This window comes from Streptosporangium oxazolinicum, from assembly GCF_039537505.1.
GTDB classification, from domain to species: Bacteria; Actinomycetota; Actinomycetes; order Streptosporangiales; family Streptosporangiaceae; genus Streptosporangium; species Streptosporangium oxazolinicum.
On sequence record NZ_BAABAQ010000006.1, the window covers coordinates 119396 to 145066 of the forward strand.

The 25671-nt window shown below is 70.5% G+C and carries 19 protein-coding genes and 1 pseudogene; 9 read left to right on the forward strand and 11 right to left on the reverse strand.

The annotated features are described in order from the left end of the window. Window positions 1-309: 309 nt before the first annotated feature. Entirely contained in the window at window positions 310-777 is a 468-nt protein-coding gene (locus ABD817_RS18075; protein WP_344919445.1) for an NBR1-Ig-like domain-containing protein, read from the reverse strand. 491 nt (window positions 778-1268) lie between these two features. Between ABD817_RS18075 and ABD817_RS18080 the strand changes: the two genes are divergently transcribed. After that, window positions 1269-1580: a hypothetical protein gene (locus ABD817_RS18080; RefSeq protein WP_344919134.1), complete on the forward strand. Its 312-nt coding sequence runs from the start codon at window positions 1269-1271 to the stop codon at window positions 1578-1580. Window positions 1581-1849: 269 nt separating this feature from the next. Here the strand turns inward: ABD817_RS18080 and mscL are convergent, their stop codons facing one another. Then, a complete protein-coding gene (gene mscL / locus ABD817_RS18085) occupies window positions 1850-2278 on the reverse strand; it encodes a large conductance mechanosensitive channel protein MscL (RefSeq protein WP_344919135.1) in 429 nt (142 codons plus the stop codon). Between the two features lie 190 nt (window positions 2279-2468). Between mscL and ABD817_RS18090 the strand changes: the two genes are divergently transcribed. From ABD817_RS18090 to treZ, 4 genes are all read left to right on the forward strand, one after another. Beyond that, the gene (locus tag ABD817_RS18090) at window positions 2469-5822 is read left to right on the forward strand and encodes an ATP-binding protein (RefSeq protein ID WP_344919136.1); all 3354 of its coding nucleotides are present in this window, start codon (window positions 2469-2471) and stop codon (window positions 5820-5822) included. Window positions 5823-5934: 112 nt separating this feature from the next. Further along, entirely contained in the window at window positions 5935-8040 is a 2106-nt protein-coding gene (glgX, locus tag ABD817_RS18095; RefSeq protein ID WP_344919137.1) for a glycogen debranching protein GlgX, read from the forward strand. Next, window positions 8033-10558: a malto-oligosyltrehalose synthase gene (treY, locus tag ABD817_RS18100; protein ID WP_344919138.1), complete on the forward strand. Its 2526-nt coding sequence runs from the start codon at window positions 8033-8035 to the stop codon at window positions 10556-10558. Before glgX ends, treY begins: the two co-directional genes overlap by 8 nt. A gap of 3 nt (window positions 10559-10561) precedes the next feature. Further along, on the forward strand, window positions 10562-12289 hold the full coding sequence (gene treZ, locus ABD817_RS18105) for a malto-oligosyltrehalose trehalohydrolase (protein ID WP_344919139.1): 1728 nt from the start codon (window positions 10562-10564) through the stop codon (window positions 12287-12289). A 69-nt stretch (window positions 12290-12358) separates the two neighbouring features. Here treZ and ABD817_RS39600 read toward each other — a convergent pair whose 3' ends face one another. From ABD817_RS39600 to ABD817_RS18115, 3 genes and pseudogenes are all read right to left on the reverse strand, one after another. Next, a complete protein-coding gene (locus ABD817_RS39600; protein ID WP_425583389.1) occupies window positions 12359-13363 on the reverse strand; it encodes a YbgA family protein in 1005 nt (334 codons plus the stop codon). 150 nt (window positions 13364-13513) lie between these two features. After that, window positions 13514-13999: pseudogene (locus tag ABD817_RS39605) on the reverse strand (RNA polymerase sigma factor); the annotation flags it as partial. 189 nt (window positions 14000-14188) lie between these two features. Beyond that, window positions 14189-15139, reverse strand: coding sequence for a MerR family transcriptional regulator (locus ABD817_RS18115; protein WP_344919141.1), 951 nt, complete (start codon window positions 15137-15139; stop codon window positions 14189-14191). A gap of 134 nt (window positions 15140-15273) precedes the next feature. Between ABD817_RS18115 and ABD817_RS18120 the strand changes: the two genes are divergently transcribed. Together ABD817_RS18120 and ABD817_RS18125 are read left to right on the forward strand one after the other, a co-directional pair. Further along, window positions 15274-16572 carry a cryptochrome/photolyase family protein gene (locus ABD817_RS18120; RefSeq protein WP_344919142.1) on the forward strand — a complete coding sequence of 433 codons (1299 nt, stop codon included), beginning with the start codon at window positions 15274-15276 and terminating at the stop codon, window positions 16570-16572. A 92-nt stretch (window positions 16573-16664) separates the two neighbouring features. Next, complete coding sequence (locus ABD817_RS18125; protein ID WP_344919143.1) at window positions 16665-17630, forward strand: hypothetical protein; 966 nt, start codon at window positions 16665-16667, stop codon at window positions 17628-17630. A gap of 170 nt (window positions 17631-17800) precedes the next feature. Here the strand turns inward: ABD817_RS18125 and ABD817_RS18130 are convergent, their stop codons facing one another. From ABD817_RS18130 to ABD817_RS18155, 6 genes are all read right to left on the reverse strand, one after another. Continuing rightward, the gene (locus ABD817_RS18130; protein WP_344919144.1) at window positions 17801-18163 is read right to left on the reverse strand and encodes a hypothetical protein; all 363 of its coding nucleotides are present in this window, start codon (window positions 18161-18163) and stop codon (window positions 17801-17803) included. Window positions 18164-18200: 37 nt separating this feature from the next. Continuing rightward, window positions 18201-18878, reverse strand: a complete 678-nt coding sequence (locus tag ABD817_RS18135; RefSeq protein WP_344919145.1) for a uracil-DNA glycosylase — start codon at window positions 18876-18878, stop codon at window positions 18201-18203. A gap of 83 nt (window positions 18879-18961) precedes the next feature. After that, window positions 18962-19837 (reverse strand): carbohydrate ABC transporter permease, encoded by an 876-nt coding sequence (locus ABD817_RS18140; RefSeq protein ID WP_344919146.1) that lies wholly within the window; start codon window positions 19835-19837, stop codon window positions 18962-18964. Further along, window positions 19834-21498, reverse strand: a complete 1665-nt coding sequence (locus ABD817_RS18145) for an ABC transporter permease (RefSeq protein WP_344919147.1) — start codon at window positions 21496-21498, stop codon at window positions 19834-19836. Before ABD817_RS18145 ends, ABD817_RS18140 begins: the two co-directional genes overlap by 4 nt. A 12-nt stretch (window positions 21499-21510) precedes the next feature. Continuing rightward, window positions 21511-22842, reverse strand: a complete 1332-nt coding sequence (locus tag ABD817_RS18150; RefSeq protein ID WP_344919148.1) for an ABC transporter substrate-binding protein — start codon at window positions 22840-22842, stop codon at window positions 21511-21513. Between the two features lie 105 nt (window positions 22843-22947). Next, complete coding sequence (locus tag ABD817_RS18155; RefSeq protein ID WP_344919149.1) at window positions 22948-24219, reverse strand: ABC transporter substrate-binding protein; 1272 nt, start codon at window positions 24217-24219, stop codon at window positions 22948-22950. A 137-nt stretch (window positions 24220-24356) separates the two neighbouring features. Between ABD817_RS18155 and ABD817_RS18160 the strand changes: the two genes are divergently transcribed. Both ABD817_RS18160 and ABD817_RS18165 read left to right on the forward strand, forming a co-directional pair. Next, window positions 24357-24854, forward strand: a complete 498-nt coding sequence (locus ABD817_RS18160; protein ID WP_344919446.1) for a PadR family transcriptional regulator — start codon at window positions 24357-24359, stop codon at window positions 24852-24854. A gap of 17 nt (window positions 24855-24871) precedes the next feature. Beyond that, entirely contained in the window at window positions 24872-25612 is a 741-nt protein-coding gene (locus ABD817_RS18165) for an ABC transporter ATP-binding protein (protein WP_344919150.1), read from the forward strand. Window positions 25613-25671: the final 59 nt, after the last annotated feature.

The window sequence follows — 25671 nt, forward strand, 5'->3', positions numbered from 1 at the left end:
TTGGGAAGGCTTCGAAGGGGCCAAGTGTGCCCGACCTCCCACAGACCGTCAACGATCTCTACGGGGCCAGGAGGCCGGGGCGCGAGGTGAACGGGCGCTCAGGGCGGCGAAGCCGGGTTTCCCACCGGGGGACCGCCCGGCCCCTCCACGGGCCTCCAGGCGCTCAATGGGTGTTCGAGAGCTGATCGCCGGCTTCACCGGCCCGTTCGAGCGGCTGTGGCCCCGTCACGTCTATGCATCTCCCCACCACGGGACGGCCTCCACGATCAGCTCTCGAACGCGCTGTCGGGGAGGCCGCCGGTGGGTGGATCACTTCACGGTGACGTCAAGGAAAATCGGATTCTTCCCGGCGAACGTCTGGGCACCGCTGTCGTTGATCATCTTCCAGTAGATCTTGCACCTGCCCGCGACGTCGGCGGCCCGTACGTCCACCGCTATGTCGACCGCCTCGCCGGGGGCGGTCGGCCGGATCGGGACCCGCTCGGGGGCCCGGCAAGGCGTGTTGTTGATCCGTCTGAGATGGCGCCCGTGCCACGGGACGGTTCCCGTGTTGCGGAGCCGCCATATCTTCGTGAAGCGCGTTCCGCTCCGCACCACGGTCCCGTCCGGATAGGTGACGTCCCCCTCGAAGGCGGAGTCGTCACGCGGGGCGGCGGAGTCGCCGAGCGGGTCGGAGGTCCGGGCCCAGGTGGCGGACGGAGCGGGCTCGTTCTCCGCGCCCCTGCTGACGAACGACAGGACCAGGGTGACCAGGGTGCTCACCCCGCCCGCGACCACGGCGGTCAACAGGGTGGAGAGAACCTGCTTCCTGGCACGCGGGGACCGCCTCTCCGGGGCCGGTCCGGATGCAGGTTCGGCGCGTGCGATTTCGTCTGATTGCCTTGGTGATCGGGGTGGTGATGGCGGTTTTGATCTCCGGGGTGGGAGTTCCCGAACGCCTGGTTCAACCAGCGTCCGCAGCCGTTCCCGGCGAGCCGATCGTCTTGCGCCGGCGGCGGATCGGCCCGGCCACATAGCTCAGTGTTGAACGCGACAAAATCAACCGCGGCACGGTAGAACAACACCTGAGGATCTGGTTGGGATGGGTCTGGTCGTGGCGATCAACCCACCTATCGGGAACTTCTCTGTGTCATCAGGCGAACACCGGACCCGCGATCACGCCGTGACCGACATGCCCCACCCTGGGATGAGAAGAGTTCCCTCAACCACTTCAAAATCGCAATCCATGAGTGGGATACTTATGGAGAAAACGTTTACCGGGAGTATTTGTGTCATCGTGGGATTATTATCAAGCGAAGTCCGAAAATGGCCGTTTAATTGACGATCCGTCAGAGGATGCGATCTATATCATGCTCGGAGAGCTGCGATTTCCCGACAACACTTTCCTTGTGATCGAGCAGCCTGAGCACAATTCTTCGTGGTATGTAGTGATATCGGTCCTCGATCCAGATGGCTATGAAGTGGAATTTAAAGATGGCGTCCGGGGCATACACCGTTTATTCTCTGAAGTGGATCAGGGTGTTGTTGTCAAAGAAGTTACAATTTGGCTTGCGCAAGCGTATCGATTTCATAGTGCGTAGAGAGCGAAGAGCGACAAAGCCACATACGACGAAGTCATGCGGCACCTGCACGACAAGAAGCCCGACGAAGCGGCCAGGCGTCTGGCCGGCGAAGTTCGCATGTCTCCGGAAGAGGCCGTGGCTACCGTCACAGGTCTGCCCTTGCCAGGCTCTACGTGCCGGTTACCCGGCAGCCTCCTACGTCAGGACGGTCTTCGTGCTCTCGAAGTAACGGGACGGCGCAGGAGCATGAACGGCCGGAGAGCTTGGAAGTCCGGGGCCTGATGCCACTACGCGGGCGGTCTGTCGCCGACGGCGACCCGCGACAGCTCGACGGTGCAGAACGCGCAGCGCTTGGCCTCGATCGGGATGTCGCTCAGGCACTCCGGGCACTCCTTCTCGGTGGCCTTCTTGTCCCGGTCGAAGAAGCCGATCAGCCGGGTCATGGGCATCACGACCAGCCAGTAGATGACCGCCGCGATGATCATGAAGCTCAGCAGGTGGTTGATGAAGTCGCCGTACATGAACTTGGAGCCGTTGATCGTGAACACGTACTGCGAGAAGTCCGGTTCCCTGCCGCCCGTGATCGCCCCGATCAGCGGTGTGATGAGGTCCTTGACCAGTGCCTGCACCAGCCCGCTGAAGGTCGCCCCGACCACGACCGCCACGGCGAGCTCGACGAGGTTGCCCCTCAGCAGGAACTTCTTGAATCCGCCCATCACTCATGTCCTCCACTCGTGAGGACAGTCGCACTACCCAGCCGTCGGCGGCCAAACTTCCGTGTTTTCCGGGCTTCCCGCCCTCGAAAGCACCCTTCCCAACCGGGGTGCGAGTCGTCCCGTGGAGCCGGACAGGGGACGACAGGGGCGAAAGGTTACTATCGGCGCAGTTCGCGAGCGAGGTGGCCGGATGGACTTTCGTGTGCTGGGCCCGGTCGGGGTGTTCGCCGACGGAGGGGCGGCGCTGGACATCGGCCCCTACCAGCAGCGGCTGGTGCTCGCCATGTGCGTCCTCGCCGCCCCGCGCCCGGTCGGCCCGAACCGGATGATCGACGCGCTCTGGGAGGGCGACCCCCCTCCCGGGGCGCTCAACACCGTGCAGGCGTACGTCTCCAAGCTCCGCCGCGTCTTCGAGCCGGGCCGGGCGAGGAACGTGCCCCCGGCGGTCCTGGTCAGCAGGCCGGGGGGCTACGCGCTGGACGTCCCCGGCGGCGCGATCGACCTGGGCAGGGCGCGGGGGCGGGCGGCCGGGGGCAGGAGCCTGGGGGCCGAGGGCGACCACGAGGGGGCGGTGAGGGAGCTGCGGCTGGCGCTGGGGGAGTGGAGCGGGGAACCGCTCGCGGACCTCTCCGGCAGTTCCTGGGCGGTGGAGGAGAGCGCGCACCTGGCCGAGCTGCGGCTCACGACCGAGGAGGACCTGGCCGAGGCGGAGCTCGCACTCGGCCGGGGGGCGGCGCTGACGAGCGGGCTGGCCCACCTGGTCGGCGCCCACCCGTTCAGGGAGCGGCTGCGGGTGCTCGCCGCGCACGCGCTCTACCAGGCGGGACGGCAGGCGGACGCGCTCGGCGCGCTCGCCGAGGGACGCCGGTTGCTGATGGAGGACATGGGGCTGGACCCCGACCCCCGGTCGAGGGAGATGGAACGGCGCATTCTCGGCCAGGACCCCGCGCTGACTCCCCGCATCGTGGCGGAAACGGTACGGGAGAAGGAGAAGGGCTCCGGGCTGGTGGGCAGGGACGCCGAGACGGAGGCGCTGGAGCGGGCGGTCGCCGGTGACGGGCACCGGGTGGTGCTGCTCGCCGGGGAGCCCGGCATCGGCAAGACCAGCCTGGCCGAGCACGCCGCCGGGGCCGCGCGGGCGCGGGACCACCGGGTGGTGTGGGGCCGCTGCTGGAGCGGTACCGGCGCGCCGCCCTTCTGGCCCTGGACGCAGGCCGTGCGGGACCTGGTCGGCAGGGACGGCGAGCTGGCGCGGCTGACCGGGGCGGGCCTCACGGGACAGGCCGGGCAGTTCGCGTTGTACGAGGCGTTCGCCCGGCTGCTGAACGAGCACGGCCGGGTCCTGGTGGTCCTCGACGACCTCCAGTGGGCGGACACCTCGTCGCTGCGGCTGCTGGAGTTCCTCGCCTCCACCCGGCTCTGCCCCGAGCTCACCGTCGTGGCCACGTACCGCGACACCGACGTGCGCCCCGGCGAGCCGCTGGAGTACGTCCTCGGCGCGCTGCTGCGGCTGCCGCACGTGCGGCGGCTCCTGCTGCGCGGCCTGGCCGAGGGGGAGATCCGCGAGTATCTGGGACGGGCGGGCGCCGACCCGGCCCTGGCCGAGGAGATGGGCAGGCTGACCGCGGGCAACCCGTTCTTCCTGGGGGAGGTGCTGCAACTGGGGGAGACCCCGGAGGCGCTGTCGGACGTCGTACGCGGCCGGATGGCCGGTCTGCCGCCCGGTACCGAGGAGGTGATGACCGTCGCGGCGCTGCTCGGCAGGGAGGCGGCGACCGACATCCTGACCCGCGTGGCGGGGCTGCCCGAGGATCGGGTCCTCGACATCGTCGACGCCGCCGTGGGGGCCCGGCTGCTGGTCGAGGGGGACGGGCCGAGCTGCCGGTTCGTCCACGACATCGTCCGCGACGTGTTGCGCGAGGCACTGCCGCCCCTGCGCCGCAGGAGGCTGCACGCGCGGATCGCGGAGGTGCTGGAGGAGCGGAGCGGGACGCGGCTGACCGAGATCGCCCACCACTACCGCGAGGGCCTGCTGAACCCCCGGATGGTGGGCAAGGCCATCGGCTACACCCGGCGCGCGGCGGCCCAGGCGACCGCGCAGTTCGCCCACGAGGACGCGGTGGAGAACCTGGAGAGGGCGATCGCGATGATCGACCGGCTGCCGGGGCCCGACGACGCGCTCCGCTGCGACCTCCTGCTCGACCTGGCCGAGGCGCGGACGGCGGCGGGGATGAGCGCCGCGGCCCACGCCTCCCTGGAGGCCGCCGCGGAGATCGCCGAACGACTCGGCGACGACAACCGGCTGGCCAGGGCGGCGCTGGGGTTCTCCGACCCGATCCATCTGGCCATGTACGAGGAGATGACCGGCATCGACCGACTGGCCGAGCGCATCGACCGGGTCCTCGCCTCCGACCTGGCCGGGGACTCGCCGTGGCGGGCCCGGCTGCTCGCCGCCGCCGCGCTGACCGGCTCCACCGTACGGCCCGTCGAGCGCAGTGTGGAGATGGCGAGGGAGGCGGTGCGGCTGGCCCGCCTCGCCGGTGACGACCGGACCCTGTCCAGGACGCTGATCGCCCTGGAGATCCTGCTGCGCTCCGGCCACGACCACGAGCGGCGCGAGGCGGTCGCCGGTGAGATCGTGGAGATCGGCCGCCGTACCGGGGACCTGGTCGTCGAGTGGATCGGCAGGGAGAACGAGTACGTCGAGCTGAACGCCAGGGGAGCCTCGGGGCGGGCCGTGGAGCTGCTGGCCTGGCTGCGGGAGACCGCGGAGCGGCTCAGGCTGCCCTCGCTGGTGAGCCTGGCCGCCTGGCAGACCGCGGTCCGCGCCTACCTGTCCGGGCGCTTCGCCGACGCGCTCGCCGCGGCCGACGCGTCCGGCGCGGCCCACCCCGAGGGAGCGCTGGGCCGGGACGACGCGTCGCTGCGGCGGGAGATGTTCCGCTTCCTGTCCCTGCGGGCGGCGGGCAGGGCTCACGGGGCGAGCGAACCGAGCGGACCGGGCAACGTGTGCGGACCGGGCAAGGCTTATGGACTGGGAGAGGAAGGCGAACCGAGCGAGGTTCACGGACCCGGCGGGGAAGGTGGGCCGGGCGAGGCGCTCGCGCTCGCCGACGAGATGCTCGCCCGCCGCCCCGGCCAGAAGCCCTGGCGCGTCCTGCGCTGCCTCGCCCTGATCGACCTGGGCAGGACGGCCGAGGCGCGCGACGCCTTCGCCGGGCTCTCCCGCGACGGCTTCGCGGAGATAGGTCCCGAGCTGGCCTACCGGTTCGTCCCGGACGCCCTCAGCGAGATCTGCGCGGCGCTGGGCGACGAGGCGGCGGGGAGGATCCTGTACGGCAGGCTCGCCCCGCACGCGGGCCGGTTGCTGGGCTGGTCCCTGACCGACCTGTGCCTGACCAGGCTCGCCCTGCTCGGAGGTGACGAGGACCGGGCGCGGGCCCATCTGCGGGCGGCCGAAACGTTCGCCGCCGGAGCGGGACTGCGCGTCTACGAGCCCGCGATCCGCGCGCTGGCCGGTGAGTTCCGCCACGGCCTGTTCTAGGCTCGTCACGCACGTCGTCACCGAGCTCTGAGATCACCGTCACAGGAGTGAGAAATGTGCGCATGGCCGGGCCAACTTGGGGCATGTTTGTCCACCGCTGAAGGGCGGTGCAATGATCGAGATCTGGCCGGGTGACCCCTATCCCCTTGGGGCCACCTACGACGGCGCGGGAACCAACTTCGCGCTTTTCACCGAGGCCGCCGAACGCGTCGAGCTGTGCCTGTTCGACGAGGAGAACAAGGAGACCAGGGTCACCTTCACCGAGTGTGAGGGTTTCGTCTGGCACGGATATCTGCCGGGCGTCGGCCCGGGGCAGCGGTACGGCTACCGCGTGCACGGGCCGTACGACCCGCAGAGAGGGCAGCGGTGCAACCCCGCGAAGCTCCTGCTCGACCCGTACGCCAAGGCGGTCGAGGGGGAGGTGAACTGGGACGAGGCCGTGTACGGCTACCGTTTCGGCCATCCCGACAGCCGTAACGACGCCGACTCGGCCGAGTTCATGCCGCGCTCCATCGTGATCAACCCGTTCTTCGGGTGGGGGCACGACCGGCCGCCGAGCACGCCGTACCACAACACGGTGATCTACGAGGCGCACGTCAAGGGCCTCACGATCAACCACCCGAAGATCCCCGAGCGGATCCGGGGCACGTACGCCGCGATCGGCCACCCGGAGATCATCGATCATCTCACCGCGCTCGGCGTGACGGCGATCGAGCTCATGCCGGTGCACCAGTTCGTCACCGACCACGTCCTCGCCGAGCGGGGGCTGACGAACTACTGGGGCTACAACAGCATCGGGTTCTTCGCGCCGCACAACGCCTATTCGAGCACCGGGCAGCGCGGCGGGCAGGTGCTGGAGTTCAAGGCCATGGTCAAGGCCCTGCACGAGGCGAACATCGAGGTCATCCTCGACGTGGTCTACAACCACACGGCCGAGGGCAACCACCTGGGCCCGACGCTGAGCATGCGCGGCATCGACAACCCCGGCTACTACCGCCTGGTCGACAACGACAGGCGGTACTACATGGACACCACGGGCACCGGCAACAGCCTGTTCATGCGCTCTCCGCACGTGCTTCAGATGATCATGGACTCGCTCCGCTACTGGGTCATCGAGATGCACGTGGACGGCTTCAGGTTCGACCTGGCCTCCACGCTCGCGCGCGAGCTGCACGAGGTCGACCGGCTGAGCGCCTTCTTCGACCTGGTCCAGCAGGACCCGGTGCTGTCGCAGGTCAAGCTGATCGCCGAGCCGTGGGACGTCGGCCCCGGCGGCTACCAGGTGGGCAACTTCCCCGCCAGGTGGACCGAGTGGAACGGCATGTACCGCGACACGATCCGCGACCTGTGGCGGGGCGAGCCCGCCGCGCTGCCCGAGTTCGCCTCCCGGCTGACCGGCTCCAGCGACCTCTACCAGGACGACAGCCGCCGCCCCGCCGCTTCCATCAACTTCGTCACCTGCCACGACGGCTTCAGCCTGCAGGACCTCGTCTCCTACAACAACAAGCACAACGAGGCGAACGGCGAGGACAACCGGGACGGCGCCGACGACAACCGCTCCTGGAACTGCGGCGAGGAGGGGCCCGCCTCGCTGGCGATCGAGTCCCTGCGCGAGCAGCAGAAACGCAACTTCCTGACCACGCTGTTCCTGTCCCAGGGCGTTCCGATGATCTCCCACGGCGACGAGTTGGGCCGCACCCAGCGGGGCAACAACAACGTGTACTGCCAGGACAACGAGCTGAGCTGGGTCGACTGGTCCGACGTCAGGGAGAACTGGCTGCTGCTGGAGTTCACCCGGCGGCTGGCCAAGCTCCGCGCCGACCACCCGGTCTTCCGGCGGCGCCGGTTCTTCTACGGGCGGCCCGTACGCGGTTCTGAGGAGAACCTCAGCGACATCGCCTGGCTCACCCCGAGGGGAGAGAAGATGACCGACGCCGACTGGAACGTGGGGTACGCCAAGTCGCTCGCCGTCTTCCTGAACGGCGACGCCATCACCGAGCCCGACCGCCGGGGCCGGCAGATCGTCGACGACTCGTTCCTGCTGCTGTTCAACGCCCACCACGACGTCATCAAGTTCACGCTGCCGAAGGACTACGGTGAGATGTGGCTGACGGAGATCGACACGGCCATGCCGATCACGGTCGACACCCGGGTCTGCCGGGCCGGAGAGAGCGTGCCGGTGGTCGGCCGCTCGGTGAGGGTGCTGCGCCGTGTCTGAACCTCTGACCCAGCCCGCCCCCGAGCCCGCTCCCCTGGAGCCCGCGCCCGGGATCGTCCCCCCGGAGTCCGTGCCCGAGCCGGGCATGCCGCCGGACCCCCTGCCGGACTCTCCGCCCGAGCCCCCGCCCGGTGCCGTCCCCCCGCAGGTCGGCCACGACGAGATCCTGCCGGACTCCGTCCCCGGGACCAGGGCGGGCGGCGACGTCCCCGACCTCCTGGCGCTCCCCGAGGAGGCGCCCGCGCCCTCGCCGTCGCCGGGCTCGTACGAGGTGCCGGTCTCGACCTACCGGCTCCAGCTCACCCCCGACTTCGGGTTCGACAAGGTGGCCGAGCTCGCCCCGTACCTGCGGGACCTGGGGGTGAGCCACGTCTACCTGTCGCCGATCCTCCAGGCCGTGCCGGAGTCGCGGCACGGCTACGACGTGACCGACCACTCGCGCGTCCGCGAGGAGTTCGGCGGCGTCGAGGGACTGCGGGAGCTGTCGGCGACGCTGGCCCAGCACGGGATCGGCGTCGTCGTCGACATCGTGCCCAACCACATGACGGTCCCGGTGCCCGAGTCGGGCAACGCGCAGCTGTGGTCGGTGCTCAAGGACGGGCCGGAGTCGCCGTACGCGTCGTGGTTCGACATCGACTGGTCCGTCGAAGACGATGACGAGAACGTCGGCGTCGGCAGGGTGAACATGCCGGTGCTCGGCGACGCGGGCGAGGCGGTGGCCGACGGCGACGTGCTGCGCTACCACGACCACGAGTTCCCGCTGCCCGACACGCACTACCGGCTGGTCGACTGGCGGCGCGGGCCCGGCTACCGCCGGTTCTTCGACGTGTCCTCGCTGATCGGGGTGCGGGTGGAGGACCCGGAGGTGTTCGACGCCACGCACGCCGTCATCCTCTCGCTCGTCAAGGAGGGGGTCATCCAAGGGCTGCGGGTGGACCACCCCGACGGGCTCGCCGAGCCGCGCGGCTACCTGTCGCGGCTGCGCGAGCGCTCGGGCGTGTGGACCGTGGCGGAGAAGATCCTGGTCGGCTCCGAGCGGCTGCCCGACGACTGGGAGTGCGACGGCACCACCGGCTACGAGACGCTCAACCGGATCACCGGGCTGTTCGTCGACCCGGCGGGCAAGGAGCAGCTGGTCGAGCTGTTCACCCAGCACACCGGGGTGCCCGGCGACTACGCCGCCGTGGTCCGCGAGTCCAAGGCGGAGGTCCTGGACCTGTTCTTCGGCGCGGAGATCGACCGGCTGCACGCCGTCGTCGGCTCCGACCGCCGGACGCTGGTGGAGCTGCTCGCCGCGATGCCGGTCTACCGGGCCTACGCGGTCCCCGGCGAGCCGGTGCCCGAGATCTCGGTGCGGATCGTCGAGGAGGCCGGGCGGGTCGCCGCCGGACGGCTGCCCGAGGGCGCCCCGGTGGCGGAGGTCGTCAAGCGGGTCCTGACCGGGCCCGCCGAGGCGGTCACCCGCTTCCAGCAGACCTGCGGCCCGGTGATGGCCAAGGGGGTCGAGGACACCGCCCTCTACCGCTGGTACCCCCTGTCCTGCCTGAACGAGGTGGGCGGCGAGCCCGACCGGTTCGGCGGATCCGTCGAGGAGTTCCACGCGTTCTGCCGGGAGATGGCGCCGGGCACGATGACGACGCTCTCCACGCACGACACCAAGCGCTCCGAGGACGTACGGGCGAGGCTCGCCGTGCTGTCCGAGCTGCCGGGGGAGTGGGCGGCGGCGGTCGGCGAGTGGTCCTCGAAGGTCTCCTTCGACCCGGCCCTCGACTATCTGGCCTGGCAGAACCTGATGGCCTCCTGGCCGATCGGGCCCGACAGGTTCTTCGACTACCTGTTCAAGGCGGCCCGCGAGGCCAAGACCTCGATCTCCTGGGCCACCCCCGACCCCGCCTACGAACGCGGCATCCGCGACTTCGTCGGCCGGGCCGTCGAGGAGTGCGGGGCCTCGGTCGCGGAGTTCGCCGCGAGGATCGAGCCGTACGCCAGGTCCAACTCGCTGGGCCAGAAGCTCGTCCAGCTCATGCTGCCCGGCGTGCCCGACCTGTACTGGGGCAACGAGATCACCGACTTCTCCCTGGTCGACCCGGACAACCGGCGCCCGGTCGACTTCCCGCTGCGCCGCCGGATGCTCTCGGCGGCCCAGGCCCACGCGAGCCAGGCCCACCCGGACGAGGCCCACCCGAGCCCCGCCACGACGCGCCTTTCGTGGGACGAGGCCAAGCTGGCGGTCACCGCCATGGCCCTGGACCTGCGCCGGAGGCTGGACCCCGAGGCGCCGTACGTCCCGATCGAGGCCGGGGAGCACGCGATCGCCTTCGCCAGGGGGGAGCGGGCCGTGACGGTGGCCACCCGGCTGCCCGTCGGCCTGGAGCGGCGCGGCGGCTGGGGGAGCGACACGCTCACCCTGCCGCACGGCACGTGGCGGGATCTGCTGTCGGGGAGCGAGTACACCGGCAGGATCCCGCTCGCCCACCTGCTGTCCGTCCACCCTGTCGCGCTGCTGGAAAGGGGCTGACCGATGTTCGAGGTATGGGCACCGCGGGCGACGGCGGTGGACGTGGAGATCGGCGAGGTCCGCTACCCGATGTCGTCCGCCGGGGGCGGCTGGTGGACGGCGGAGGTGCCCGGCGCCGGGCACGGCACCGACTACCGGTTCCGGCTGGACGGGGGCGAGGCGCTGCCCGACCCCAGGACCCGGTGGCAACCGGAGGGGATCTTCGGCCCGAGCCGGGTCTACGACCACGACCGCTTCGAGTGGGGCGACGCCCTGTGGCGGGGCCGCGACCTGCCGGGCGCGGTCATCTACGAGTTACACATCGGCACCTTCACCCCCGAGGGCACCTTCGACGCGGCGATCGGCAAGCTGGAGCACCTGGTGGAGCTCGGCGTCGACTTCGTGGAGATCATGCCGGTGCCGCCGGTGCCCGGCGGGCGCAACTGGGGCTACGACGGCGTGGACCTGTGGGCCGTCACCGAGACCTACGGCGGCCCCGACGGGCTCAAGCGCCTCGTGGACGCCTGCCACCGGAGCGGGCTCGGCGTGATCCTCGACGTCGTCTACAACCACCTCGGCCCGTCGGGCAACTTCCTCGCCCCCTTCGGCCCGTACTTCCACTCCAGCGCCTCCTCCTTCTGGGGACAGGCCGTGAACCTGGACGGCCCCGGCTCCGACGAGGTGCGCGCCTACTTCGTCGGCAACGCGCTGCAGTGGCTGCGCGACTACCACGTCGACGGCCTGCGGCTGGACGCCGTGCACGCGCTGCACGACGACCGGGCGACGCACCTGCTGGAGGAGATCGCCGCCGAGACGGAGGCGCTGTCGGCGGCCGTGGGCAGGCCGCTCACGCTCATCGCCGAGTCCGACCTCAACGACCCCCGGCTGATGACCCCCCGCGAGGCCGGGGGGTTCGGTCTGGCGGCGGCCTGGAACGACGACGTCCACCACGCCCTGCACGTGGCGGTGACCGGCGAGCGGCACGGCTACTACGACGACTTCCACGGCGCCCTGCCCAAGGTGCTGACCCGCGCCTACTACCACGACGGGACCTACTCCTCCTTCCGGGGGCGCTCCCACGGCCGCCCGGCGTCCCACGTGCCCGGCTACCGCTTCGTCTGCTGCGCGCAGAACCACGACCAGATCGGCAACCGGGCCGAGGGCGACCGGATGGCGCCCGAGGCGCTGCGGCTGGCCGCGGGACTCCTGCTCACCTCGCCGTTCACCCCCATGCTGTTCATGGGGGAGGAGTGGGGGACGCGGGCGCCGTTCCTGTTCTTCACCGACCACGTCGAGCCGCAGCTGCGCGAGGGGGAGGGCGAGCGGCGGCGGCGGGAGTTCGTCGGCTTCGGCTACGACGACTGGGCGGACAAGGCCCCCGATCCCGGTGAGGAGATGACGTTCCTGCGCTCCAAGCTCGACTGGGGCGAGCTGGACGACGACGCCCACCGGGCCCACCTCGACTGGTACCGCGCCCTGATCGCGCTGCGCCGCGCCCACCCCGAGCTGACGGACCCGAGGCTGGAGCGGGTACGCGTCGACCACGGTGAGTCCTGGCTGGTCGTGCACCGGGGAGGGCTCAGGGTGGCGGCGAACCTCGGCCCGGTCGCGCTCACGGTCAAGCTGGGGACGGGCCGGTTCGCGCCCGGCAACATCCTGCTCGCCTCCGACCCGTCGGCGACCGTGGAGGGGGAGGAGCTGTCCCTGCCTCCTCGTTCCCTCGCGGTCGTACGGCTGGATCCGGCCGTCTGACCGGTGGTCCCCTGACCGTCGCGAGGCCCGGACCCGACCGGTCCGGGCCTCGCTCGCGACGTCGTGGGATCAGGCGGGCACGTGGTTGCGCAGCCGCAGATCCTCCGGGTACGGGGAGAAGTACGTCTGGTCCCGTACGTACTCCCCGGCCTGGCCCTGGGCGTGGTGGCGGATCAGGGTCGCCGGGACGCTCAGCGCCACCTGCCCGGCCTGGTAGGAGGCGATGACCTCCGCCAGGTCGGCCCGGCGGGCCGGGTCGAGCGCGTCGCCCACCATCCCCATGCAGTGCTGCAGGACGTTGACGTGCCGGCCGATGCTCGTCTTGGTGGCGAACGCCGTGCCGAAGACGCGGGCGTAGTCGGCGGCCAGCTCGTCGCGGGGCCGGGTGCCCGCCCCGGCCACCACCCGGCCCGCCTCCCGGGAGGCCTCGGGGTCGTGGGCCAGCAGCTGCATCTTGTGCCGGGAGTGGAAGGAGACCAGGTCGCGGGGGCGCCAGTCGCTCTCCAGCAGCGCGCGGAGCCGGGCGCGGGCGAAGATCCGTTCCACGAAGTTCTCGCGGAGCAGGGCGTCGTTGAGCCGCCCCTCGTCCTCGACCGGCAGCAGCGGGTGGGTGTCGAGGACCGCGGCCGCGAACACCCCCCTGCCCTTGCGGTCCACGGTCGTGCCGCCCGCGTGGACGGGAATGCCGTGCACCCCGCAGCTGGGGCTCTTGGACTTGAGGACGTAACCGTCCACCTCCCGCAGGGCCGGAACCCGTTCGGCGGCGAGGGCGGTCATCCTGCCGGTGAGGTCCACCCGGCTCTTCCTGGAGACCAGCCGCGTGCCGTCCGGTGAGCGCTCCAGGCGAAGGGTCTCGCGCGGGCTGCCGAGGCCGATCTCCATCTCCGGGCAGATGTGCACCCACTCGACGTGTTTGTCCAGTTCGCCGCTGAGGAACCGGTTGCGGCTGTGCCCGCCGTCGAACCGGACCGGCTCGCCCAGCAGGCAGCTGGACACCGCGACCCTCGGCCTGACGACCTGCCGGCCCGCCTCGTCCGTCCTGTCGGTTCTGTCGGTGTCGTCGGTGCCGTTCATCGTGCCCGCCTCGCCTGCCTCGCCCATCGCGCCTGTCGCGCCCATCGCGCTCGAACCGCTCGCGCCACGCGCGGCGGGCACCTCTTCCCGGTGCGGTCCGGCCTCCCAGCCGTCCGTCGCGGACGTGCTGAGGATGCCGGACAGGCGGCGCAGACCGCGCGCCGTACGGGCCTTGATCGTGCCGAGCGGGACGCTCAGCTTCTCGGCGATCTCCCGCTGGGTCAGGTCGCCGTAGTAGGCCAGCTCGATCGCCTGGCGCTGCGGGTCGGGCAGCTCGGCCAGCGCGCGCCGCACCTGGTCGCGCTCCGCCAGGCCGTCACCGTCGATCCGGCCGTCGTCCCCGGCGGGATCGGCGATCACGTCCAGCGGCACCGTGCGCAGGGTGCGTATTCGCAGATGGTCGACCGCGCGCTTGTGGGCGATGCCGAGCATCCAGGCGGGAAGGCTGCGCGCCGGGTCGAAGCGGTGCCGGGAACGCCAGACCTCCGCGAACACGATCTGCTGAAGATCCTCGACATCCTGTGGCCGGACGAATCGCCGCAGGTAGGAACGGATGAGAGGCCCGTGGGCGCGGAGGCACTCGACCAGCGCCGCCTCGTCGCCCTCGGCGAACCGAGTGTTCAGGGGGTCTGTCATGATGCCCTCCTCTTACCAAGAAAACCTACTCAAAACTTATTCATACTCGCCCGGCGCCCGTGATCGCAAGCAGGGTGCGCGGCGGTGCCCACGAGTCCGGCGGGAAAGGGCCAATCCAGGGCGGGGCGGCCCGAAGCGGCGTGCCGGAAGGAGCGGCAGAGCGGAGCAGGGGCGTACCGGGGAAGGGCGTCAGGCCAGGGCGGCGGCGGCGACGCGGGTGAGCGCGTCCTGGAAGGACGTGACGCGGGGGATGGACGCGGGCAGGCTGTCCCACCAGCCCATACCGCCGGCGACGATCAGGCTCGGCGGGCGGAGCGCGGGCAGCGACGCGAGCGGGGCGGGGTCGCCGGTCTCGGCGAGCTGGGACCAGACGAAGACCACCGAGGGGCCCAGCCGCCGCATCGCGTCCGCCAGCGCCGGGTACGGGGTCCTGGCGCCCAGCACCCGGGTCTCCACGTGGTGGTCGGTGGTGAGCGCGGCGGCCAGCGCGTAGATCGGCAGGCTGTGGAGGTCGTCCTCGGCGCAGGCGAGCAGGACGGGACGGTCGGCGGCCGGCCGGGCGGGGCGCTCGGTGAGCCCGATCAGCGCGGCCAGCAGCCGGTCGGAGAACAGATGCTCGACCTCGATGCTCGCCCCGCTCTCCGCCTGGCGCCTGCAGATCGTCTCGAAGACCGGTATCGCCAGATGCTCCCAGGTCCACAGCACGCCGTGCCTGGCGAGCGCCGCGTTGATCCAGTCGTGGACGGCCCCGCTGTCCAGCGTCATCGCCGCCCGCGCCAGCATCGCCACCGTGGGCACGCCGGACGGCCGTCCGGCCATCCGCTCCGGCGGGGGCGGCCACCCGGGCTCCGACCGCCGCTCCGCCGGGGGCGTCGAGGGAACGGTCTCGATCCTCAGGACCTCCCGCGCCGCGTCGGAGGCGGGAACCCCGCTCCTGATGAGCCGGTTCATCTCCTCCAGGCGCCACAGGTCGCGGGCGTCGTAGCGGCGGTGGCCCCCCGGGCTCCGGCGGCTCGGGCCCACGCCGTAGCGTAGGTTCCAGGTCCGCAGCGTGGGGGCGGGCACCCCGAGGCGCCGCGCGACGGCTCCGATGCCGTAGCCCGGTTCCTCACCGGTTGCCACCTGACGCTGCTCGTCCATCTCATCCCATTTCACGCCTGCTCTGCCCCGTACCAGCCTGACAGGCGACGCGAGCGGTTGCTCCATGAACATTCTTTCGAGTTCCGGGCCCCTGTGGACGCAACCAACAGAGCGTGACCGGCCGAAGGGGAAACGTGACCGATACTGTGATCGTTTTGTTCAGCCGCGATCTCCGGGTGCACGACCACCCGGCGCTCGCCGCGGCGTGCGAGCACGCACGTCATGTCATACCGCTCTTCGTCGCGGACCCCGCCATACCCGGGGACAACCGCCGGGGATTCCTCGCCGAGTGCCTCGCCGACCTGCGCGAATCGCTTCGCGAACGGGGTGGCGAGCTGGCCGTGCGCCACGGTGACCAGGTCGCCGAGACGATGCGCCTGGTGGGCGAGTCGAAGGCCCAGGCCGTCTACACCAGCATGGACGTCAGCACCTTCGCGAACCGCAGGCAGCGGCGCCTGGCCGAGGAGTGCGAGCGCGCCAGGACGGCGTTCCAGATGTTCCCCGGCCTGACGATCGTGCCCCCCGACGCCCTCAGGCCGTCGGGCGGAGGCGACCACTACCGGGTCTTCACGCCCTACTGGCGGGCCTGGACCCGGCAGCCCCGCAGGGACGTGCTCAAGGCTCCCGGCATGGTGAACGTCCCCGAAGGGCTGAGGGCGGGGAGGCTGCCCGAGCCGGGGCGCGAGCCGCGCGAGCTGTTCAGGGGCGGTGAGACGGCCGGGCGCCGGAGGATGACGCAGTGGCTGAGGCACTGCGTGGCCGACTACGCCGACGGCCACGACGACATGGCGGGCAACCGCACCTCCATGCTCAGCCCCTACCTGCGCTTCGGCTGCGTCTCGCCGCTGGAGCTGGAGTCGTTCGCCGGGGTAGAGGGGGCGGGCGGGGACGGCGAGGAGTTCGTCAGGCAGCTGTGCTGGCGTGACTTCTTCCACCAGGTGACGCGGGCCTTCCCGCGTATCAACCGGGACGACTACCGGCCGCGCGGGCACGAGTGGCGCGACGACGACCACGCGGCGCAGGCGTGGAAGGAGGGCATGACCGGAATCCCGATCGTGGACGCCGGGATGCGGCAGATGCTCTCCGAGGGCTGGATGCACAACCGGGCCCGCCTGATCGTGGGGTCGTTCCTCGTCCGGCGGCTGCGCCTCGACTGGCGCGTCGGCGCCCAGCACTTCTTCGACTGGCTGCTCGACGGCGACGTCGCCAACAACTACGGCAACTGGCAGTGGGTCGCCGGGACCGGCAACGACACCCGCCCCAACCGGCCCGTCAACCACATCCGGCAGGCCAGGCGGTACGACCCGGACGGCGAGTACGTCCGCCGCTACGTCCCCGAGCTCGACGCCGTGCCCAGGCGGGCGGTCCACGAGCCGTGGAAGCTCCCCTTGGGCGTCCCCGGCTACCCGGCGCCCCTGGTGCGCATGGACTGACTCCGGCCGGGGCGGTGATGCAGGTGGTACGAGGGGGTACGGAGGGTACGGGTGATGCGGAACGAATCGTCCCCCTCGCGCGTCGCACAGGTGTGACCCCCTATGACGCCGCCGATGCAGGCACCCCCGATGCCGCCGACGCCCTGCTCACCGCCCGCGAACGAGTGCGGCGGCTCGAACGACTGACCAGCCGGCGCGACGCGGTGGCCGTGCAGCTCGACGAGGTCGCGGCGCTCCTGGGTGACCTTGAGGACCAGCTCGCCAAGGAGGAGGAGGACGTCTCCAGGCTGGAGGGCGGTTTCTCCGCCTTCCTGGCCGGGCTCACCGGGTCCAGGGACGAACGGCTCGCCAGGGAGCGCGCCGAGGTGCTGGCCGTGCGGCAACGCCTGGACGGCCAGCGCGGCCGCCTCGAATGGCTGAACGCCGACCGGGCCGCCGTCGACGAGGGGCTCGCCGGGCTCGGGCGGGCGCGGGAGGAGTACGACGCGCTGCTGGAGCGCGAGGAGCGCCGGCTGGTCGCGTCCGGTGACCCCAGGGGCCGTGAGCTGGTCGAGCTCGGCCACAACCTCGCCGACACCCGCGCCGACCTGGCGGAGCACCAGGAGGCCCACCGGGCCGGGGTCGACGCCTTCCACGGGGTCGGCGAGGTGCTGCGCTGCCTGGGCGGCGCCCGGGGCGCCTCCAGGTGGGACATGCTGGCCGGGGGCGGCGGCTTCGCGGACATGATGGAGCACGGCCACCTGCGCGACGCGGACGAGGCCGCCTGGCACGCCCAGCAACTGCTGGACACCTTCGCCAGGGAGCTCGTCGACATCGGCGTGAACGTCGCCCCGAAGCTTCCCGAGGTGGACACCCGCTGGTTCGCCGACATGTTCTTCGACAACATCATCACCGACGCGATCAAGCACCACCGGATCGCGGGCACCGGCGCGGCCGTGGCGGAGGTCGCGGAGTGGGTGCGGCGTACGGTCGAGGGCCTGGAGGTCCGCCGCGAGGAGCTGACCCGGCGGCGGGACGCCCTGACGGCCCGCCGAGAGGAGGTCATCGTCATCGGCTGAGCCGCGGGCCCCTCCGGCGGGCGTCCCACGGTGGGACCCCTGGCGAAGGGCTCCGGCGAAGGGCTTCGATGACGAGAAAGCCCCGGCGGTGATGGGTCCTCCCGGCGGGGCGCCTGGCCGGGAGGACCCACCACCGCCGGGGTGGCGGGGTCGTTCTCAGTCGTGTGTTCTCAGTGCCTGTGGTCGTGACCGGCGTGGTCGTGGCCCGCGTGGTCGTCGTCGTCCTCATCCTCGTCCGACGGGCCGTCGGAGGGCTCGACGCCCAGCACGGCCTCGCGGGGCTCGATCTGGTCGACATGCTCGATCAGCCCCAGGACGTGGTCCGGCTCGATCAGCCACTGCAGCGCGGTGGCGCCGGTGTCGTCGGCCGAGACCAGCTCAGCCTGCTCCTTGCGCTCGTCGTCGTCAAGATCGGCGTCAGGGTGGCTGATCTCTTTCAGCGCGGCGGCCTGCAGGGCGGCGATGTCCTGCACCTCCACGGTCAGCTCAACGGTAAGACGCAGATAGCGTTCGGTGCCCGATACATCACTCATAGTGGAAATCCTAGTGCCTGGGGATGGTCGGAACAGCCTAGGGGAGCTTCCAGTCGATGGGGCGCGCGCCCTGCTGCTCAAGAAGTTCGTTCGTCCTGCTGAACGGGCGGGAGCCGAAGAAGCCGCTGCGGGCCGACAGGGGGCTGGGGTGCGCCGACTCGATGGCCGGGACGGAACCGAGCATCGGGCGGAGGTTGCGGGCGTCGCGTCCCCACAGGATCGCCACCATCGGCTTGTCGCGGGCGACGAGGGCCTTGATGGCCTGCTCGGTGACCTCTTCCCAGCCCTTGCCCCGGTGTGAGGCGGGCTTGCCCGGCATGACGGTGAGCACCCTGTTGAGCAGGAGCACACCCTTCTCGCTCCAGGGGGTCAGGTCGCCGTTGCTCGGCATCGGTAGCCCGAGGTCCTCGGTGAGCTCCTTGTAGATGTTGCGCAGGCTGCCCGGGATCGGGCGCACGTCCGCGGCGACGGAGAAGCTCAGGCCGATCGGATGACCCGGCGTGGGGTACGGGTCCTGGCCCACGATCAGCACCTCGACCTGGTCGAAGGGCTGCTGGAAGGCGCGGAGCACATTGGCGCCCGAGGGGAGGTACTGCCTGCCTTCCGCCACCTCCTTCCGGAGGAACTCGCCCATTTCGGCGATCTTATCGGCGACGGGTTCGAGGGCCTTGGCCCACCCGGCTTCCACGACTTCGTTCAAGGGACGTGCGGCCATGGGTAGGACCCTATCGAGGTTTTAGGCCCGGTACGGCGCGTGCCGGGAATCGACGCGTGCCGCACCGGGCCTGCCCCTGTTATCTATTTCACCGAACCAGCCATCATCCCCTGGACGAAATACCGCTGGAAGGCGAAAAAGAGGATCAACGGGATAATCAGCGACAGAAAAGCTCCTGGCGCAAGAATGTCCACGTTGGTCCCGAATTGCCGCATTTGTGACTGGAGGGCCTTGGTCATGGGCTGGTTCTCGGTGTTGGCGAAGACCAGCGAGACGAGCAGGTCGTTCCAGACCCAGAGAAACTGGAAGATCCCGAGCGAGGCGACCGCCGGTTTGGCCAGCGGGAACACCACGGTCGAGAAGATCTTCCATTCCCCCGCGCCGTCCATCCGCGCCGCCTCCAGCAGCGAGCGTGAGATGCCCGCGAAGAAGTTGCGGAGCAGGAAGATGGCGAAGGGGAGACCGAAGGCGACGTGGAAGAGCACCACGCTCGCGATGGAGCCGAAGATCCCGGCCGAGCCGTACAGTTTCGCGATCGGGATCAGCGCGATCTGGGTCGGCACCACCAGCAGGCCGACCACCACCAGGAACAGTGCGTCCCTGCCGGGAAACTCCATCCAGGCGAACGCGTACGCCGCCATGGCGGCGATGCCGATCACCAGGACGGTCGAGGGCACCGTGATGAACACGGTGTTCCAGAACGACGCGGTGAACCCGGTGGCCAGCAGGTCGGAGTAGTTCTGGAGGGTCAGTTCGGCCGGCTTGGTGAGGATCGTCCACCAGCCGGTGGAGTTGTTGGCCGTCTCGTCGCGGATCGAGACCACGAACAGGCCCAGGGTGGGAACCAGCCAGAACAGGCCGATCACCACCAGTACCGCCTGGACCAGGCCGCCGCCCAGCCGGTCCACGATCCTGCCGAGGACGCCGCGGCGCGGGGCGCCAAGGGTGGAGGTCGTCACTGGTTGTCCCTCCTGAACCGGCGGATGTTGAGAATCATGAAGGGCAGGACGAGGACCAGCAGGAAGATGGCGAGCGCGCTACCCAGCCCCTGGTTGCTGCCTCCGCCGAACGAGACCCGCCACATCTCCAGCGCGATCACGTTGGCCTGCGGCTGCACCGATCCCGGCGCGATGACGAAGACCAGGTCGAAGACCTTCAGGGTATTGATGATCATCGTGACGAACACGACGAGCAGCACGGGGGAGAGCAGCGGAACGGTGATCTTGCGGAACACCTGCCATTCGGTGGCGCCGTCGATGCGGGCCGCCTCCAGCGCGTCGCGCGGGATGGCCGCGAGCCCGGCCGCGATCAGCACCATGGCGAACCCGGCCCACACCCAGACGAACGCGCCGATGATCGCCGGGGTGATCAGTGTCGGGCCGAGCCAGGGGATCCCGGCGAAGGCCGCGTCGAAGTTCGACTGCGGCAGCCGCACCTGGTAGTCACCCGGAGCGAGCCCGGTGAAGCGGAAGGTGCCGTCGGCCTCGCTGGTGGCGGTGGCCTTGACCGCGCCGTTCTGCACCGCCTCGACCGTCATCCCGGCCAGGGCCTTCTCGGTGCCGTCCACCTGGTTGGGCGCGCCGCCGCCGCCCTGGGTGAAGTCGAACCAGACGGTCCCGGCCAGCTCGCCGGGTCCGGGCTGGGCCGCCTTCGCCGTCGAGGCAGAGGTGAGGTCGGCGGGCTTCACGCCCACGAGCGGCAGGAGCACCGCCTGCCCCGGCTGCGCGGGCTGCTTGGCCACCACCCCGCCGCCCTGCCCGGGGGCGACCGGGGACTGGTCGTTCTCCCTGGGACGGGCGTCCGGGTAGCCCTGGCCCGAGCCGAACAGGCCGGTCACCGAGGTGATCACGGCGTTGGCCACGCCCCGGTCGGGGGCCTGCTCGTAGACCAGGCGGAAGATGACGCCGGAGGCCATCAGGGAGACGGCCATCGGCATGAACACGACCAGCTTGAACGCGGTCGCCCAGCGGATCCGCTCGGTCAGCACCGCGAAGACGAGGCCGATCACGGTGACCAGGGCGGGAGCCACCGCGACCCAGATCAGGTTGTTCCTGATCGTGGTCAGGGTGGAGGAGTCGCTGAAGATCGTCGCGTAGTTGTCCGCCCCGACGAAGGTGCCGCCGCTGGCGTCGTAGAGGCTCCGGAAGATCGAGTAGATGATCGGGTAGATCACCATCACGCCGAGCACGAGCGCGCCCGGCAGCAGGAACCACAGCGCCAGCGTCGGCGGCGGCCCCAGCCGGGAGCGCCCGGCGGGCACCGGTGCCGGTTCCACGGCCGGTGCCGCGGCCCCGGCCGTCGCGAGCTCCGGTTCGGCGACCGGCTCGGCGACCGGCGCGGCCTGGTCGTCCGACGTGACGTCGGCCAGGGCCGGGTGGCCGTCCCCGTCGCCGGAGGCCGTCGTCCCGGAGGGCTCAGGGGTCTCCGGGGTCTCGCCGCCGGTCGGGGTCCCGGAGGCCCCGGCGTCGGTCGTACGGGCACCGGGAGCGGTGTCGGGAGCGGTGTCGGAAGTGGGGCCGGCGTCCTGCGCCGGCCGCGGGGTGTCGTCAGGTCCGGAGGAGGGACCGCGGGCGGCGTCGCCGCCACGCGGATCCCGCGGGCCGTCTAACCGATCGGTCACGGCCTCTCTCCCCTACTTCCAGGCCTGCTTGGCGGCGTCTTCGAGCTTCGTCTGGATGCCCTTGACGTCCGAGGGGTCGCGGACGAAGTCCTGCAGGAACTTCCACTCGGCCTTGCCGTCGGTGCCGCCGAAGGCGCTGGGCGCGAGGTCGGACATGTCGTAGCGGACGGTGTCACCGGCGGCGATGATCGTCTCGGCGAGCTTCTTGGTCAGCTCGTCCGGGTAGTTGTCGGGCGAGACGTTGCGGTTGGGAGAGAGGTAGCCGGGGAGCTTCGCCCAGACCTCGCCGCCCTCCTTGGAGGCGAGGAACTCCAGCAGCGCCATCGCGCCCTTGGAGTCCTTCAGCGCCACCGCGATGTCGCCGCCCAGCACGACCGGCTCGGTGTCACCGGCCTTCGGGAACGGGAAGTACTTGGCCTCCTCGCCGAGCTTCGCGCCCGACTGCTCGGCCGTGACGCCCACGAAGTCCGCCTCGATGACCATCGCCGACTTGTCCTGGCCGTAGACCTGGGTCACGCAGGTCGGGAAGTCGGTCTGCAGGGCACCGGCGGAGCCGCCGAGCAGGAACTCCTTCTTGCCGACGAGCTGCCCGATCTTCTCCAGCGCGGTCGTCACGCTGGGGTCGGTCCACGGGATCTCGTGCTTGGAGAGCTTGGTGTAGTTCTCCGGGCCCGCGGTGGACAGGTAGACGTTCTCGAACAGGTCGGTCAGGGTCCAGCCGGAGGCGCCGCAGAGGGAGAACGGCGGGGTGCCGGAGTCGGCGACCGTCTGGGCGGTCTTGATCAGGTCGTCCCAGGTGGCCGGGGGCGTCGCGCCGGCGTCCTGGAAGGCCTGGTCGCGGTACCAGATGAGCGACTTGTGGGCCGCCTTCACCAGCACGCCGTAGGCCTGGCCGTCGGCCGAGCCGAGTTCCTTCCAGTACGGGGTGTAGTTGTCGTCGATCTGCTTCTGGACCTCGGCGGTGAGCGGCTTGAGCGCCTTCTGGTCCGCGTACTGCTGGACCAGGCCGGGCTGGGGCAGGATCGCGACGTCCGGCGGGTTGCCGCCCTCGATGCGCGGGCCGAGGTAGGCGCCGGTGTCCTCGCCGGTGGAGGCGTAGGTGACCTTGGCGCCGGTCTTCGCCTCGAACGCCTTGAGCACCTGCTCGAAGTTGGTCTGTTCGGCGCCGGTCCACTTGGCGGCGACCTCGACGGTCACCCCTTCGAGGGTCTTGGCGGCGGCCGGGGCGGACGCGGACGCGCTGTCGCTCGTCGCCGGTGCCGGGGCGGCCGACTCGCCGCCGCCGCACGCGGCGAGTGCCAGGGCGAGTCCCGCCGTTGTCACCGCTGCAATGGTTCTGCGCATGCTGAACAGAGCTCCTGAGACGTTAAAACTTGAAATAGAGGGATATATGGGACGAACAACCAGCCGAAATGGGGATGACGGCTTCTGCCGGGGAGCACCCCGGCGTCATTGAGCCCGGATGATCTCTTCGAGTTGGCCCTTCATGGAGGAGACGACGTCGTCACTGTCGCCCTTCGTGAAAGGCGGTGTGAGAGCGTTGGAGACCGCGCTGGCGATCACCAGGCTCACCTGGTCGTAGTTGGCACTGGCGGGCCTGGGCCGGGCGGAGAGGATGCTCTGCTTCAGGACCGGCAGGTAGGGAAAACGCTTGATCAGGCCGGGGTCGTCGTACAACTCGGCCCACACGGGCGGGAACGAGCCGTCGGCGAGCACCCGCCGCTGGTTCTCCAGGCTGGTGAAGTATCGGATGAACTCGACGGCCGACTTCTGCCGCTTGGAGAAGGCGCTCACCGCGAGGTTGTAGCCGCCGAGCGAGGCCGTTCCCGGCCCGTTCGACCCGGGAAGCCGGGTGACCCCGAACCTGTCCCCGACGGACGAGCCGGTGGCCGGCCCGTACGCGTGCGGCCAGTTGCGGGCGAAGGCGAGCCTGCCCTCCTGGAAGGCCAGCCGCGACTCCTCCTCCTTGAAGGAGAGCGCCTCGGGCGGGATCCACCCCTCCCGGAACCCGTCCACCAGGAAGTCCAGCCCGGCCTTCGCCTTGTCCACGTCCATGATCACCTTGGTGCCGTCCGGGCTGAGGATCTGCCCGCCCGCCGACTGCACGGCCTCGGCGAAGTTGACGGTCAGGCCCTCGTAGGCCAGGAACTGCCCCGCGTAGCCGCCGATGCCGTACTTCTCGTGCAGGGCGCGCGCCTGGGTGCGCAGGTCCTCCCAGGTCTTCGGCGGCTTGAAGCCCTCCTTGGCCAGCAGGTCCTTGCGGTAGTAGAGGAGGCCGGCGTTGCTGGTGTACGGGACCGCCCAGAGCTTGCCCCGGTAGACCGCCGTGTCGACGACCGGCGGCAGGAACCGGTTGAGCGGGAACATCGCGCGCTCCAGCGGCAGGATCCAGCCGGTCTCGGCGAACTCCGCCGTCCAGACCACGTCGAGCCCGAGGACGTCGTAGCGGTCGCTCTTGGCCTGTAGATTCGCGACCATCTGGGCACGCTGCTCGTCGGCCCCCTCGGGGAGCTCCAGCAGGGTCACCCGCTCCCCGGGGTGGGTCTGGTTCCACCGGTCGAGCAGCGGCTGCAGGTACGTCGTCGTGTCGCGGCCGATCACGAGGGTGAAGGGACCCGTCCCGCCGAAGCGTTCGGTCTCCCGCGCGCCGGCCGCCGAGCACCCCGCACCGGCGAGCCCGAGAAGCACGGCGAGCGCGACGGGGATGAGTCGGCGCACCATGACCTCCCGGTTTCTAGTTGGTTACATACGTGTTAGGTAGATGCATGCATGTTATGCATAGCGATAACATCATCGTCAACGGATAACCCCGTAACGCTCATGTAACGAGCTCTCCGAGGAGGTGGGGCGTGCGGCTGATGCTGCTGGCGCTCCTCGCGAAGGAACCTGCCCACGGCTATGAGCTCAAACAGGCACTTGAACAGATCTTCGGCAGCGCCTACCCTTCACCGAACATCGGGCAGATCTACGTCACGCTCGGCCGCCTGGAGAAGGACGGCCTGGTGCGCGCCGTGGACGTCGAGCAGTCCAACCGGCCGAACAAGAAGGTCTACTACCTGACGGCCGACGGCCGCGAGATCCTCGACACGTGGGTGGACGAGCCCACCGAGGGGCCCAGGGTCCGGGACGAGTTCTTCATGAAGCTCGTGCTGGCCCCGATGACCGGCATCGCCGACAGGATGGCGATGATCAACCGCCAGCGCCGTCACTACCTCGGACTCATGCGTGACCTCAACGACCTCGCCGAGCGGACCGACCCGGAGAATCGCGTCGCGCTCCTGCTGGTCGAGGGGGCCATGCTGCACCTCCAGGCCGACCTCGACTGGCTCGAACGCTGCCAGGAGGACCTGAGTTGACGTCTCCCGTGGTTTCCGTGGCTCCCGTGGTCGAAACCGTCAATCTCGTCAAGATCTACCAGGACGGCGGGGTGCCGGTGCCCGCCGTGCGCGGGGTCGACCTGCGGGTGGCCCCGGGGGAGTTCGTGGCGGTCATGGGCCCGTCCGGCTCCGGCAAGTCCACCCTGGTCCACATGATCGGCGGCCTTGAGGCCAGGACCAGCGGCGAGATCTGGCTCGACGGGCAGCGGGCCGACACGCTCGGCGAGAGCGCCTGGGCGCTGCTCCGCCGCCGGAAGATCGGTTTCGTCTTCCAGTTCTTCAACCTCGTCGCCAACATGACCGTGGCCGACAACGTCGAGCTGCCCGCCCTGCTGGCCGGGGCCTCCGCGCGCGAGGCCCGCCGACGCCGCGAGTACCTCCTCGGCGAGCTCGGCCTGACCGCCCGCGCCGACGCCGCCCCCTCCCAGCTCGCCGGGGGTGAGCAGCAGCGGGTCGCGCTGGCCCGCGCGCTGGCCAACGAGCCGAGTCTGCTGCTCGCGGACGAACCCACGGGCAACCTCGACAGCCGCAACACCCGCGACGTCCTGCGCCTGCTCGGCGAGGTCCACCGCGAGGGCCAGACCGTCATCATGGTCACCCACGACGCCAGGGTGGCGAGCCTGGCCGACCGGGTGGTCGCCCTCCTGGACGGCCAGATCGTCGACGACGGCGGCACCGGGCTGGTCCGCCGCCGCCCCAAGGGCGGCGCGGGCGACGTCGTCGAGCTGAGAGGCTGACGGTGCGCCCTCCGCTCCTCCCGTCGGCGTTTTCGCCGTCCCCGGGGCCCGCCGTGCCC